The 13,696-nt window shown below is 42.9% G+C and carries 13 protein-coding genes; 2 read left to right on the top strand and 11 right to left on the bottom strand.

What is annotated here, in order from left to right:
* Positions 1 to 64 precede the first annotated feature (64 nt).
* The 5 genes from CQS04_RS08075 to CQS04_RS08055 are packed head-to-tail and all read right to left on the bottom strand — an operon-like array spanning position 65 to position 6,201.
* A complete protein-coding gene (locus CQS04_RS08075; protein ID WP_100353648.1) occupies positions 65 to 1,303 on the bottom strand; it encodes an MFS transporter in 1,239 nt (412 codons plus the stop codon).
* Positions 1,304 to 1,318: 15 nt separating this feature from the next.
* Complete coding sequence (locus CQS04_RS08070; protein WP_100353647.1) at positions 1,319 to 1,687, bottom strand: GtrA family protein; 369 nt, start codon at positions 1,685 to 1,687, stop codon at positions 1,319 to 1,321.
* On the bottom strand, positions 1,684 to 2,565 hold the full coding sequence (galU, locus tag CQS04_RS08065; RefSeq protein ID WP_100353646.1) for a UTP--glucose-1-phosphate uridylyltransferase GalU: 882 nt from the start codon (positions 2,563 to 2,565) through the stop codon (positions 1,684 to 1,686). The genes CQS04_RS08070 and galU overlap by 4 nt, the downstream gene beginning before the upstream one ends.
* Positions 2,566 to 2,575: 10 nt before the next feature.
* Positions 2,576 to 4,672 carry an LTA synthase family protein gene (locus tag CQS04_RS08060; RefSeq protein ID WP_165775497.1) on the bottom strand — a complete coding sequence of 699 codons (2,097 nt, stop codon included), beginning with the start codon at positions 4,670 to 4,672 and terminating at the stop codon, positions 2,576 to 2,578.
* Positions 4,673 to 4,689: 17 nt separating this feature from the next.
* Positions 4,690 to 6,201 (bottom strand): glucosyltransferase domain-containing protein, encoded by a 1,512-nt coding sequence (locus tag CQS04_RS08055; RefSeq protein ID WP_100353644.1) that lies wholly within the window; start codon positions 6,199 to 6,201, stop codon positions 4,690 to 4,692.
* Positions 6,202 to 6,387: 186 nt separating this feature from the next.
* Between CQS04_RS08055 and CQS04_RS08050 the strand changes: the two genes are divergently transcribed.
* Positions 6,388 to 7,401, top strand: coding sequence for a glycosyltransferase family 2 protein (locus CQS04_RS08050; RefSeq protein WP_100353643.1), 1,014 nt, complete (start codon positions 6,388 to 6,390; stop codon positions 7,399 to 7,401).
* Positions 7,343 to 8,482 (top strand): D-alanyl-D-alanine carboxypeptidase family protein, encoded by a 1,140-nt coding sequence (locus tag CQS04_RS08045; RefSeq protein ID WP_100353642.1) that lies wholly within the window; start codon positions 7,343 to 7,345, stop codon positions 8,480 to 8,482. Before CQS04_RS08050 ends, CQS04_RS08045 begins: the two co-directional genes overlap by 59 nt.
* A 79-nt stretch (positions 8,483 to 8,561) precedes the next feature.
* On the opposite strand, the gene CQS04_RS08040 is transcribed toward CQS04_RS08045, so the two are convergent.
* Genes CQS04_RS08040 through CQS04_RS08015 form a run of 6 tightly spaced genes read right to left on the bottom strand, consistent with a single transcriptional unit; the run spans position 8,562 to position 13,687 of the window.
* Positions 8,562 to 9,500: a bile acid:sodium symporter family protein gene (locus tag CQS04_RS08040; RefSeq protein ID WP_100353641.1), complete on the bottom strand. Its 939-nt coding sequence runs from the start codon at positions 9,498 to 9,500 to the stop codon at positions 8,562 to 8,564.
* Between the two features lie 51 nt (positions 9,501 to 9,551).
* Positions 9,552 to 9,848, bottom strand: coding sequence for a Zn-ribbon domain-containing OB-fold protein (locus tag CQS04_RS08035; RefSeq protein ID WP_100353640.1), 297 nt, complete (start codon positions 9,846 to 9,848; stop codon positions 9,552 to 9,554).
* Positions 9,849 to 9,851: 3 nt separating this feature from the next.
* The gene (locus tag CQS04_RS08030; RefSeq protein ID WP_100353639.1) at positions 9,852 to 10,985 is read right to left on the bottom strand and encodes a thiolase C-terminal domain-containing protein; all 1,134 of its coding nucleotides are present in this window, start codon (positions 10,983 to 10,985) and stop codon (positions 9,852 to 9,854) included.
* 3 nt (positions 10,986 to 10,988) lie between these two features.
* Complete coding sequence (locus CQS04_RS08025; protein ID WP_100353638.1) at positions 10,989 to 12,464, bottom strand: class I adenylate-forming enzyme family protein; 1,476 nt, start codon at positions 12,462 to 12,464, stop codon at positions 10,989 to 10,991.
* Positions 12,451 to 12,948 carry a PPC domain-containing DNA-binding protein gene (locus CQS04_RS08020; protein WP_245858777.1) on the bottom strand — a complete coding sequence of 166 codons (498 nt, stop codon included), beginning with the start codon at positions 12,946 to 12,948 and terminating at the stop codon, positions 12,451 to 12,453. The genes CQS04_RS08025 and CQS04_RS08020 overlap by 14 nt, the downstream gene beginning before the upstream one ends.
* Complete coding sequence (locus CQS04_RS08015; protein ID WP_100353636.1) at positions 12,941 to 13,687, bottom strand: SDR family NAD(P)-dependent oxidoreductase; 747 nt, start codon at positions 13,685 to 13,687, stop codon at positions 12,941 to 12,943. The genes CQS04_RS08020 and CQS04_RS08015 overlap by 8 nt, the downstream gene beginning before the upstream one ends.
* Positions 13,688 to 13,696: the final 9 nt, after the last annotated feature.

Below are 13,696 nucleotides of genomic sequence, written 5' to 3'. Positions count from 1 at the left end.
GGACGTGCCTCCGAGCAGTTAAATTCACTTTCTCCATCATACACCATCTCCTGGTATTCGGGAATCACCGTCTCTGTTTATACACCCAGATGCCTGGCACAAGGAGCAAGGCTAAGCACATCCCAACAATCCCAAGATCTCCATAGCTAAATAACCCCACCACGATGCCTGAAGTCAAACTTCCTAAAGTACCTGAGATTGCCACCAACACATCCAGTGTTCCTTGATAGCGAGCTCTTACAGCTAAGCTTGTCGAATCGATCAGTAAAGATGTTCCTGCAATCAGTCCAAAATTCCACCCAACACCTAAAAGTACAAGAGGAATAATCATCTCTATTAGATTGTCTCCTGAAGCTTGGAGTGTCAACAAGCCTGCAGCCCCTAAAGTGACACTTGAGGCAAGCACCATAGGAATTCGTCCTACGCGGTCAACGATGACACCTGTTACTAGAGAAGGCAGATACATGGCAGCTACATGTAGGCTTATCACTACCCCGACTGCCTTTAATGCTGCTCCGTGTCCTTCCATATGAATAGGCGTCATGGTCATGATGGCAACCATCACGAATTGTGTAATGACTAGCACTGCTCCTGCTAAATAGACACCAATCATGGAAGTCCGTTCTTCAATTGCATCCTTTGCAATAGGAGTCGCTGCAGAAAGCTCTTGAGCAACTAAAAATGGATCTGGTCGCAATCCTACAAATAAGACGACTCCCGCAAGTATGTAGGCAACAGCAGCAAGTATAAATGGACCTGTTAGTGCTGGGAGCCCAATAGCTAACGCCACTTGTCCCATCGGTTCAACTAGATTTGGGCCTGCTACGGCTCCAACAGTTGTAGCCACTAGCGCCGTACTCACTGCTTTTCCTCGTTGATTTGGTTTCGCAAGATCTGTTCCCGCATAACGCGCTTGTAAGTTGGTTGCAGTACCTGCTCCATATACAAAGAGTGCTGTAAAAAATACAGGTACCCACTCCATAGCAGTTCCTACGATGACACCAATAGCCCCGATTCCACCTAGTAAAAAGCCACTTCCAAGTCCAATTCGTCTACCTATTTTCTGTGTTAGACGGCCAATAGTGAATGCCGTTGCCGCTGAACCTAAAGTGAACAAAGCCGCTGGCAGACCAGTAAGTGTAGTCAAGCCGAATACATCACGTGCAATTAAAGCACCGACTGTAATTCCTGCTGCGAGACCTGCCCCACCAAAGAATTGAGAAAACACCACAATCCATAGTGTTCGCTTATAGAGTGATTGACGTTTTTCTTCGTTGAGCTGTTGATTGTCACTAAAGTGCATAAAGTTCCCCTCGATCTAATTGCTTTTTAGAATTTTACGAGACAGTACAAATGTAAATGGAATTGTTCCAACGGAAGCTAGTAACGAACTAATTTTCTCATTGACGCCTAACCAGTCGGTAAAGACGATGATGAGTCCTGTTGAGATGATGATTTGTACCACATAAACAAGTGGAAACTGAAAGAAAGAGCGCCACGAAACGCGGGCTCTATAAGTGAATAATGTATTTAAAAAGTACGAGCCAACCATGCTGATGATAAAAGCAATCCAGTGTGAAGGAACATAGTGAAGCCCTACCAATTCCGTAAATAGCACAAACCATCCAAAATAGTGCAGTGTATTAAAAATTCCTACAGCTATAAATCGCAGTAATTCTTTGTTCATGTGCGAGCCTTCTTGTCTTGTAAAACTTCTTGAAGATAAGCAAGAACATCGTCTTTCAAATCGGGACGTTTCAATGCTAAATCAATCGTCGTTTTTACAAATCCTAGTTTCTCCCCTACATCATAGCGTTTTCCTTCGAACGCATAGCCATAGACATCTTGGGAGTAGAGGAGCTGCTCGATAGCGTCAGTCAATTGGACTTCGCCACCAGCCCCCACTTTTTGTTGGTCTAATATCCCAAAGATTTCAGAAGTTAAAATATAGCGTCCCATGATGGCCATACGCGAATCCGTAGTGCCAGGTTGTGGTTTTTCAATCATTCCATCTACCTTATACACCTTGCCTTGCTGTTCTTTGTATTCAATGATTCCATACCGGTTTGTTTCGTTCGCTGGAACTTCTTGAATTGCTACAACAGACGCTCCTGTTTGATCGTAGTGATTGATCAACTGTTTCAAGCCAGGTATCTCTGCATCGATAATGTCATCACCTAGCAGTACTGCGAATGGTTCGTCTCCGATAAATTTACGGGCACACCATACTGCATGACCAAGGCCCTTCGGCTCTTTTTGACGAATGTAATGAATTTCTACATTTCCTGATTGACGCACGTCAAATAACTCTTGAAGCTTTTGTTTTTCTTCTAAATGACTTTCGAGTTCAAATGAATGATCGAAGTGGTCTTCAATGGCACGTTTGTTTTTGCCGGTTACGATTAGAATATCTTCAATTCCAGAAGCAATAGCTTCTTCGACGATATATTGAATCATCGGTTTATCTATGATAGGCAGCATTTCCTTTGGCGTAGCTTTTGTAGCTGGTAAAAAACGAGTGCCCAGCCCTGCTGCCGGAATAATTGCTTTTTTGATTGGTTTCATGTGACCTCTCCTATTTCTCTAGTTCTACTGTTTTCGATTTCATCAATTCGCCACCACGAGAATTGTATACGATAAATTGTATTTGATCCCCTTTTGACAATTGATCAAGTGGTACCGTGAATTTGGAAAGTCCGGGTTCAAGTCGCTGCCATCCAAAAGATTCTGTAGGCTCACCATTTACAACAACTTTTGTATACTTAGGCGCCCCCTGAAGTACCCATTCATAATTTGTTTCAGTTACAGTTGATTCGATAATTTCTAAAGAATCATAGAGACCCAAATGAAAGTCTTCTTGAATCGCTACTTCACCTACTAGCTCCTCCATATAACGTTCTCCGTGTAACCAATCATGTTGAATGAGCTGTAAATCTTCCATTGCTAATGTTTGAGGTTGCTCTTGGTCTGGCCACTGTGCAAACGGGATACGTTCGTTTCCTTCTTCCATCACAGTTTGACCGATTGCTGTGATGGCATTGCCTTCGATTCCTGTAAGTTCAGTAATTATAGCTGGCAAAAAGTTTGGTGAAATGTTTTGCTGTTTTGGCTCGCTACCTTTTGAACTCCAAACGAAATATGGAACACTATGCATCGTCAAGAAATCTTGATAGTCTCCGTTCCAGTCTTCTGCAAGATCTGTTCCTAATGGTCCATATAATTCATTGCCATTTGGGAAACTTGGGAGATGATCTCCCCAGAACACCACAATTGTTTCTTCTTCTTGAGATTCCAACGCCTCCAGTAAACGACCAAGTTCTCTATCAGCCTCATGAACTTTATCCACATAATCATTTAAATAAGGTCGCACTTCATCTGTTAATGCGTCAGATTTTACGAATTCGGATTCTTGTTGCCGTCCATACGGCATGTGAGCTTCTGTTGACACGGCATGAATAAAGTCAGGAGAACTTGTATACTTCAGTGTTTCCAAAATGGCATCCGTCATATGCTTGTCTGTAGGAAAGGCTCCGCCTGGCGTATTAGGCTTTTCAAGATCCATAAATTCACCGGAGATGTACTGGTGAAATCCTAAGTTTTTATACACTGCATTCCGTTGATAAAACCAAGCGAAGTATCCGTGTATAGCTGTCGCTTCATACCCTTCTTGTGTAAACAAAGAAGGTAAGGCTGGAATCGGCTGATGAAGAAAGAGTTGATAGGGCACATAATCTGGACGCATGAACTGCATACTAAAACCAGTCAGCGCCTCAAATTCTACATTGGCCGTGCCCCCGCCGAACTCAGAACTATACATAGTACCATGAATGGATTCGTCTGAGTACTTTCTAAAATTGGGAACAGGATCTTTTTGAAAATGCTGATCTCCAAATGTATACGGATCGATGAATGATTCACTCATGATATAGATCACGTTTGGTTTGTTGTTGCTCGTTGAATCAGCTACTGGATAGCGCTTCACTACTTGCTCGATTGCTTGCTCCGAGTATCCTTTAGGTGGCTTCACTTCAGATTCTTTGGCGAGCACTACAAAGTTTGCCAGCATCCCGTTATTCTTCATTCCTACTTCAAGCTTCCAAAGCGTTTTTTGTAAGCCTGCATACTGTGCTGGTGAAAAAGGACGGTCCGTCCAGAGAACGAAAAAGAAAAGTACAGATGCTACACATACAATGAATTTAACTCCCCACCACTCTCGTTTCTTAGGAAGCATATACAAAAGGAGCGCAAACACTATGACGCTAAAGATTACTCCAGCTGTTAGTACTCCTAGATTGATTTCTACAGGAAACTCAAACCCTGTCACTTCACGAAACAATCTAAAGTCATCCAATGTGACCGGAGCGCTTCGAAGTTCCAGTTTAAAGCGGTTGGCTATTCCAAAGACTAGAAGCACGAGAGTCATTAAGAAACTCATCGTGTAGTAGAGCTTTCTTGGTAAAATATAGAGTACTCCAAATAAAGCAAGGTAGATGACATAGTTCAATAAAAATCGTTTATCAAAAGATGCGATCCACTCCGTTACAGGCATGTTCAACATATCTCGAACCAACCACTCGTTCACCAACAGGATGGCGAGGGGAATAAGAAAGACCGTGGCCACAGTGATTACTGATAAAAACCACTTTGGCAATATTCCATTAAGTCTGTTCATAAAAACTCCCCCCTTCCTCATTTCTCTTGGAACTTTACAACTACAATTCCATTGACAGTGTCTACAGCACCTTCTCGTGGCCAAGTCGGCATCTGTTTAAACTCCTCGGTTTCTTTTAGAGCCTCTATTTCATCTGACTTGGCATACTTTACCGGTGTACCAAGAACGGTATCGAAGAAATAGTTGAACTGATACGGCACAATCAAGATGCGCTCGCCTACAATCCCCGTCAAGGCAGGAAGTTGCTCTTTCACAGGTCCTGCCCCTACACTACTTCTCACAGCGTACCGTCCAACAATAGCTACTTTTGTATCTCGTGTATACTCCGGTTGACTCTCGATTCGAGCAATCACACGATTTGCAAATTGTGTGGTCTTCTCAAAACGCAGTTGCAGATGCAAATAGGAGATATTCGCAATAATTGCTGAGTTAAAAATAGTTAGTGACAAGGCTAACACAGAAAACCATGCCAATACTCTTTGAGTTGTTGCATATTCGTAAAAAACAATCAATGTCATATAAAGTGTAACGAGTCCCATGATCATTAACACATGGTAGACAACACCTGGTGACACAAAGTATAAGCTATAAGTGAAAAATGGAATGATAACAATTCCACCTGCTACTAGTAGCATTCTATATACTGGACGCTTCAATGCGAATGCGACGACAAATGCAACAAGTAACAATAAAACGACGGCATTTGCACTATGGAACATGGTAATGGTTCCGTCTGACACGATTCCACCTACAAAAAAATCTAGAAAATCATCTTTACTCTCTGTGAGCAAATGGCGAATACTGTCTGAGCGTTCTCCGATTTCATTTAAACCTTGGTAATTTCGGATAGACGTTGAGAGGCGTTGATACAAGAAAAACGTAACAGCATAGAGCCCCATCCCACCAACAACGGTTGCAATCATTCGACCCAAATCGACGAGAATCTCTTTGAGTAATCTTTCAGGATCGAGCAATCGATGGATGGTGACCACTGTTGCAAGAGCCATTGCAAACGGTAAGTTGGCTTGATAAATACCCACTGCCACATAAAAAAAGACCGAGCCTAGTAGAAATCCAAAACGCCACTTCAGTGTGACAAGCAAGGCAAGTGCCACCATGAAGTAACCGAAAATATAGGCATCTGCTGTGAACATATAGGCAAATGTGGATGTGATGACGGGGAACGTAACGAGGATTCCCGCAAGTAAATAGATAGAAACTGTTTTTTTCAAGGTAAGTAACTCTATTAAAACGATGACTAAGAGACTCATATAAAAAATCGACAGTAAACCATTGATCATAGATAAGTCGAAGTAGGACCCAATCCAACTGACAGGTCCTAAAAAGAACCGACCGAGTCCGAAGTTTAATTGATCGGCATACGTATTCACGAGTCCATCATGATTGGGAATGTACTGCGTGAAAATGATCAGATGCGTAAGAATCCCAATGATCCATGTCGCGATAAATCCTTTTTTCCACTCTGGTGTTATTTTTTGCTTCAAGTTTCCAAACAATTCTTCTGGCATTCTATATGACCCACCTATTCCGTACTTTTTTCTCTGACTTCATCACACAAGTATATCACGAACTTTGTAGTGTTCAGGCAATAAATTGGAAATTCTCTATACTTTTTCCCCTTCATCGGTAATTTGACGTATACTTAGAGAGAAAGATACAAATTAGCCCGGAATAGCTTTAAAGGAGTCAGTTGAATGAAACGAATTACACTGTTAATCCCCGCATACAATGAAGAAGAAGTTCTCCCCCTCTTAATCCGAAGATTAGATGAAGTGACTTCTAAGTTACCCAACTATGCATTTGAATATTTGTTTGTGAATGACGGAAGCACAGATCGTACGTATCAACTGCTGTGTGAATTCCATGCAGCTCACCCTCTCGTTTCTGTAGTGAACCTATCACGTAATTTCGGTAAAGAGTCTGCTATGCTTGCAGGATTTGATTACATAAAGGGGGATGCGGTAGTCATCTTAGATGCTGATTTACAGGACCCACCGGAATTGATTCCTGAAATGATTGAGTACTGGGAACAAGGGTACGAAGATGTCTATGCAAAACGAAAGAGTCGTGAAGGCGAATCTTTCTTCAAGAAATGGTCTTCTGAGCGCTATTATCGCATTTTAGAGAAACTTTCAGATGTTCCCGTGCAAAAAGATACGGGCGATTTTCGTTTATTAGATAGAAAATGTATTACTGCCCTTCAGTCTATCCGTGAATCGAAGCGGTATACAAAAGGCATGTTCAGCTGGATCGGCTTTCGGAAGAAAGAAATTTTGTTTGACCGAGATGCACGAGCCGCTGGAGACACGAAATGGAATTATTTGAAGTTAGTCAATTTAGCATTAGATGGAATCACATCAGCCACCATTGCTCCACTACGATTTGCATCTTGGAGTGGTATTGCGATTTCATTCTTAGCCTTTCTCTATATCATTTTCATCATTGTCCGTACTCTAATGTACGGAGACCCTGTGGCAGGGTACCCTTCTATGATGGCCGTCATCCTGTTTCTAGGTGGCGTTCAACTATTATCTCTCGGTATTATCGGCGAATACTTAGGAAAAATCTTTTTTGAGACGAAGAAGCGACCTGTCTATTTTCTCGATGTTTATTTACCTGCTTCTGCTCTTGAAGCAAAGGAGAAATCATATGAAGAAGTGGTTACTACTACTAGCATTCAGTTTGCTAACAGCAACAGCGAATCCTGAAGTATCTAATGCAGCCTCTTCAGGATTGACTTATATTGATGGAATTCTAATAGTTAATAAGACATATAGCGTCCCCTCCTCTTACGCGCCTGGCGAGAATAAGACGGCTCGTTCCGCATTTAATCAAATGGCCGCAGCAGCTAAAAACGATGGAATCGGAATGTACGCTTTTAGCACATACCGGTCCTATAGTCGACAAAAGGAACTGTACGACAATTATGTGAAAAAATATGGTCAAAAAGAAGCGGATCGTTTCAGTGCAAAGCCAGGTCATTCTGAACATCAGACAGGATTAGCATTTGATATTTCACAAAGTGGCGCATCCGATGTCTACGCAGAATCCGCTGCGACTCGCTGGCTTGCAAAGAATGCTTATAAATACGGGTTTATCTTGCGCTACCCACAAAATAAAGAACACATTACAGGGTACATGTATGAACCATGGCACTACCGCTATCTTGGTGTTACTACAGCCACTGCTGTCTACAATAGCGGCAAGACCTTAGAAGAATATCTAGGTCTCTATCCTGTGAAGCCCCCAGTGCCACCTGGTATCTATACCGATACGCCACAGACGCACTGGGCTTACAAAGATATCGTTTATCTGTCTGACCAAAATATTATTACCGGTTTTAAAGATGGCAGCTTCCAACCAAATAAGAAAACGACACGAACAGAGGCAGCTATCATGTTAGTAAAAGCTTTGAAGCTACCTCTTGAAACAGGTTCTCTTTCCTATCCAGATGTCTCCGATGATCATTGGGCAAAGCCTTATATCTATACAGCCACTAAAGCGGGTTTATTTGTTGGTAATGCAAATGGCAACTTTAGACCGGCAGCGGGAATCACTCGTGCGGAAGTTGCGGCAGTACTAAGTCGCGCGTATGGGTTACAACATACGAATCAAGCACTCCCATTCGAAGATGTAAGCGAGAACTACTGGGCATACGAAGACATCCAGAAAATTTACGAAAACAAGCTAGCTTCTGGTTATGAAGATGGTACATTCCAGCCAACAACTCTCGCTACTCGTGCTCACTTCGCAGCGTTTTTAGCTAGAACGATGCAACAAGCAAATTAACTATGACAGTGATAGACTCCATATACAAAACCTAAAACAAACATCCGCACTAGCTCAGCAGCTGGTGCGGATGTTTCCGTTAATTGGGATGGCTAGGTCTCGATGAAAAATAATTGGATACAAAAGCACCGAGGGACAGATTGATGATCATATTCATCACTGCCGGAATCGCTGCAAGTGCCCCGATATGTGCCATTGCCAAAGTGGCTGCTAAGGCTGTGTTGCAAATACCTACTTGAAACAAGATGGAGCGTGCCCCCGCTTCACCCACACCTAAGACTTTTGCTAATCCGTAACCTAAAAGCATCGGTATACTGACTTGCAAAAACACAACTCCTGCAATTTTAGGGAGTAATGCTACATGTTCGACGAGTGATGGCTGGGCACTCGATACAACGGAAGCCACAATCAACAGCAGAGTCACTTGAGAAATAACCGGTGTATAAGGTTTGACTCGGTCGACTTGGGAAGACCATTTCCATTGCAGGAAGATTCCACTGAAGAGAGGTATGAATACAATAAGAAGTATAGATTGAAATAATGCTACAAGATCAAGTGGAATCAATTTCCCGGCAAACCAATCCGTTAATAACGGAGTCAGGACCGGTGAAATCACAGTATCCAGAGTTGCCATTGTGATACTGAGTGCTACGTCACCACCTGCTATGAAGGCATATAGATTGGCTGATGTTCCACTCGGAACCGTTCCTGAGACAATGATCCCCATGGCAAGTTCCGGCTGGTTTCGAAAAAAGAGAGTAGCTAGCCCCACCGAAACGCTCACCATAATCACCCATTTTAATGCCACTCCAATGAAAACGGCCCTTGGTCTCTTAATAGTTTTTCTTAATTCTGTGACCGCAAGCTGCATTCCCATCAATAGAAAAATCAACCCAAGTCCAACCCCAGCAAATCCTTGAATCAGTCCATATACATTAGGAAATTGAAAGGCACTCCAAGCTATCAAAACAATCCAAAATGGTAAATAGCTAGCTAGTAGTCTTTTCACTTGGTGCATGCCGTGCCTCCATCTCTAAAAGACCTGTGCAATCTCGGCACAGGTCTTCTTTTATTTCTTATAAAGATATGCCCCATTATCGATTCCAGCGAATTGGACTCGATCTCCGATAGTAACTTCCTCTGTCATACGACCAGTGACCTTAGCTTTAGTGCCCTCTAGTTGTACAAGCACGACTGAGTAAGGAGCTATATGTTCAAACTCAACAGGTGGGACATGGATTCGCGTATAGCTATAAATCGTTCCGTCATTAGGTACTTCCCGCTCTTCGATTTCAGAGCTTCCGCAACTTGGGCAATAATGTCTTTTAACTACAGTCTCATGACCGCAACAAGAATAGACTTTCATCGCTTACACCCTCTCTAATATGTGGACTGCGGAATAAGAACCGGTTCCACCTAGATTTTGAGCAAGCGCCATACGCGCTCCATTCACTTGGTTAGCAGCAGTACCTTTCAACTGGTGCACTAACTGATAGATTTGAGACAGTCCTGTCGCTCCGATAGGATGCCCCCTTGAGAGTAAACCACCACTAGTATTTACTGGCTTTTTACCCGAAGCCTTTGTATGGCCTTCTTCGATTGCTTTAAAGCCTTCTCCCTTGGGGAAGAATCCGAGCTCTTCTATAGCGATGATTTCTGTCATAGAGAAACAATCGTGAATTTCAATGACATCAATGTCTTCTGGTCCTACCCCAGCTTTTTCATATGCTTTTCTTCCGGATTCCCCAATTGCAGGAATCGAGAGTAAGTCCAAAGCATCTTGCATTTGTGTCGGACCTGATACAAGAGCTGAAGATCGAACATGAATCGGCGAAGGCTTTCGAGACAACACGATTGCCGCTGCCCCATCCGTCATAGGAGAACAGTCGAAAAGACCAAGTGGTTCTGTAATCAATCGTGCTCCAATAATCTCCTCTAGAGTTGTTGGTTTTTGGAACTGCGCAAGTGGATTCTGAAGTGCATTCTCTCTGTTTTTCAGAGCGACCATGGCCAAATGTTCTTTTGTGGCGCCTGTCTCGTGAAAATAGCGGTGAGCCAATACTCCAAAAAATCCAGGGAACGTCAGACCTGCATGTTTTTCATTTGAATCTGTATCCATTGCAGCATTGATGGCTTGTGTCACATCTGGTGTACGGGCATGCTTCATTTTTTCCACGCCTGCAACCAACACCGTATCGTATTCCCCACTCATAATTCCTAAAATTCCTTGTCTCAAGGCAATCCCACCCGAAGCACATGCTCCTTCTACTTTAGCGGTTGGGATGTAACCTAACCCTAAATCATTGGCAACGATAGCTCCTAAAATCTCTTGATTGCTCATGCTCCCTGCCAAGAAATTCCCTACGAATACTGCGTCGACTTTGGGTCTACCAGCGTCTTCTAACGCTTGTCGAGATGCATCTAATAGAAGATTTTTTAAAGTACGGTCGGCATGAGTACCAAATTTGGTCATTCCTACGCCATGTACATAGGTTTTTGTCATTCTTTACACTCCCACGTGTTGTGTCTTCAATTCACGTTTCAAAATCTTCCCGTAAGAACTCTTAGGTAATTCCGTCACAATGTAGACTTCTTTAGGTTTTTTGAAACTTGCTAGATGTTCTTTACATAGAGAAAGGAGATGCTCTTCTGTCACTTCTTGCATACCATTAGGTACAACATAGGCTATGACATTCTCTCCCCATTTCTCATCTTCGACCCCAATAACACACGTCTCCTTAACACCCGGATGGAGATTCAAGACCTCTTCGACTTCACGAGGATAAATATTGACTCCTCCTGAGATGATGACATCTTTTTTACGATCTACGATATGGACATACCCTTGCCCATCACGCCATGCAAGATCACCCGTATGTAACCATCCATCTTTAAGAGTGTCTTGAGTGGCTTTCTCATTATTCCAGTAGCCTTTCATTACGAGAGAACCTTTGCATACAATTTCACCGACTTCTCCGTGAGGAACTTCTTCCCCAGCGTCATCTATAATTTTCACGTCTACAAACGGTCCAATTCGTCCACAGGATTCCAAACGATTCGGAAGCTCGTGACGTGGCATCATGGTGATACACATAGGTGCTTCAACTTGCCCGTATGTCTCAACAAAAATGGTACCTGCCTTTTCAAGTGCGAATTGCAGTTTAGCAGCTGCGATTGGAGAACCCGCCATATTGATAGATTTTAATGTAGAGAGTTTTGTAGCATCAAATGCTGCATCTTGAATCATCAGGTTGACCATCGTCGGCACCATGAAAATGATGCTTACTTGATCTTCTTGTAGCTTGTCTAAAAAGTGAGCTGCTTCAAATTTGTCGTACACTACTTGAGTCAATCCGTATAACCAGGATACATGGCTTAAAAAGTTACTACCATGTGTAAGTGGCGCTACATGCCCAACAATATCGTCGTAATCTACGTTACAAACTTGAGCTAATGATAGTGCTCCAGCAATCATGTTGCGGTGGCTCAGCATAACTCCTTTTGGATTGCCTGTTGTCCCAGACGTATACATGATTGCAAATAGATCATCTTCTTCTACCTTCTCTAGATGTTTTTGTCCTTGATGGTGCTCTAAAATAGCCTCATAAGAAGCCCCCACTGCAAGTTTTGGTACTTGGACTTCTACGCTATCTAAGAGATCTTGGTCTCCTATTACTAAAGATACGGATGCATCGTCAATCATATACAGGAGTTCTTTAGGATGGAGTCTATAGTTGAGTGGTACTTTGATGATTCCGGAATGAGCAAGTGCAATATCCAATTCAATATGCTCTGCTCGATTCTTCATCAGAACTGCTACTCGATCACCTTTTTGGATTCCTTGTGAATGGAAATACGAAGATAAGGCAAGAGTGCGGTCCGCAAATTGCTGATACGTAAAGTGACGGTCTTGATCTTTTACAGCAATTTTCTCCGGACAGGCTTGCGCCGCTTTTAATGCGAGTTGACTAAGCGTTTCCAATTGACTCGCCTCCTTGTGAAAAATGGAATACTGGCATGCCCCAAATGGCATCTCGTTTTCGTTCCATTTGAACATTGCTTAAAGGATATAAGATGTACTCAATGGTAACAGCCACCGGATTTTCATTCGCTAAAAAATGCCCTCCACTGATGACTCCATCACAGTCGACAAACACTCCATGCATGTGAACGTCTAGAGAACCCTCCTCATCTTTTCCGATGAACCCTGTTGCGGATAGTAATTCCACTGGTGAGGCGGTCTGCTTCTTATTTGAATAGCGGATTCGCCCCTCCGTCCCATCACGTTCCACTTGAACATACGTTGCATGTTGCAAAGATCCTATACATTGAAACTGGGCAGATTCAATACCATGTTCTTTGCACACTTCACGCATTCCCTCAAACAAATCCCACTCATTTGTCAGTCTACCAACAATTCGAATGGCACTTTCAGCAGCAACGGCTTCTACTTTTTTGTTAGCCAATGCTATACCCTCCATCTACTTTGAGAACTTGTGAGGTAGCGTACCCTGCTTTACGATTTGCAAAGTAAAGAACAGCTTCTGCAATATCGTTTGGTTCTCCCATTCGATCAATGACTTGAGCGGATGTATCGTAAGCAACTCCTGCTGTAATTCCTGTCAATACAGCTCCCGGTGCAACCGAATTGCACGTAATCCCGTACTTCCCGACCTCTTTAGCAACCCAGCGAGTCAATGCAATGACTCCACCTTTTGAGGCAGAATAAGCTGGACCAGACCGCCCATTCTTTTCTCCTCCAGAAACAACGCCACCATTGATTCCAGAGATGGAACTAATATTTACTATGCGTCCATACCCTGCGTCTTTCATATGTGGATACACACAGGCTTGTGAGAATAAGAATGTCGCTTTTAGATTGGTATCCATATCTCGGTCCCATTGATCTAATGTCATGTCTTCCAAATCTAAACGACTGCATGTTCCTGCATTATTCACTAGAATATGGACTTCACCGAATTTTTCAATTGTACGAGCTACTGTGGCTTGAACAAATTCCTTGTCTCGAATATCGCCAAGACATTCTAGATAGTCTGCGCCGTTCAGTTGTTGAATTGTTTTCTCACAGGAGTTCAAATCCACAAGTACGACGTACGCTCCTTCACTTGCGAGTTGGATTGCCACTGCTTGACCTATCCCACTTGCTGCACCTGTTATAATGGCTACTTCTTTAGAAAATCGCATCCGAATTCC

The organism is Chryseomicrobium excrementi (genome assembly GCF_002798305.1).
Taxonomy (GTDB): Bacteria; Bacillota; Bacilli; order Bacillales_A; family Planococcaceae; genus Chryseomicrobium; species Chryseomicrobium excrementi.
Note: the sequence above shows the minus strand (reverse complement) of the source record. Positions and strands in the feature narration are given on the sequence as shown.

Coding starts and splice junctions, on each gene's coding strand:
- CQS04_RS08050 (WP_100353643.1), top strand. CDS start 6,388: ATGAAACGAATTACACTGTTAATCCCCGCATACAATGAAGAAGAAGTT.
- galU (WP_100353646.1), bottom strand. CDS start 2,565: ATGAAACCAATCAAAAAAGCAATTATTCCGGCAGCAGGGCTGGGCACT.
- CQS04_RS08015 (WP_100353636.1), bottom strand. CDS start 13,687: ATGCGATTTTCTAAAGAAGTAGCCATTATAACAGGTGCAGCAAGTGGG.
- CQS04_RS08075 (WP_100353648.1), bottom strand. CDS start 1,303: ATGCACTTTAGTGACAATCAACAGCTCAACGAAGAAAAACGTCAATCA.
- CQS04_RS08035 (WP_100353640.1), bottom strand. CDS start 9,848: ATGAAAGTCTATTCTTGTTGCGGTCATGAGACTGTAGTTAAAAGACAT.
- CQS04_RS08030 (WP_100353639.1), bottom strand. CDS start 10,985: ATGACAAAAACCTATGTACATGGCGTAGGAATGACCAAATTTGGTACT.
- CQS04_RS08045 (WP_100353642.1), top strand. CDS start 7,343: ATGAAGAAGTGGTTACTACTACTAGCATTCAGTTTGCTAACAGCAACA.
- CQS04_RS08060 (WP_165775497.1), bottom strand. CDS start 4,672: ATGAACAGACTTAATGGAATATTGCCAAAGTGGTTTTTATCAGTAATC.
- CQS04_RS08070 (WP_100353647.1), bottom strand. CDS start 1,687: ATGAACAAAGAATTACTGCGATTTATAGCTGTAGGAATTTTTAATACA.
- CQS04_RS08055 (WP_100353644.1), bottom strand. CDS start 6,201: ATGCCAGAAGAATTGTTTGGAAACTTGAAGCAAAAAATAACACCAGAG.
- CQS04_RS08040 (WP_100353641.1), bottom strand. CDS start 9,500: ATGCACCAAGTGAAAAGACTACTAGCTAGCTATTTACCATTTTGGATT.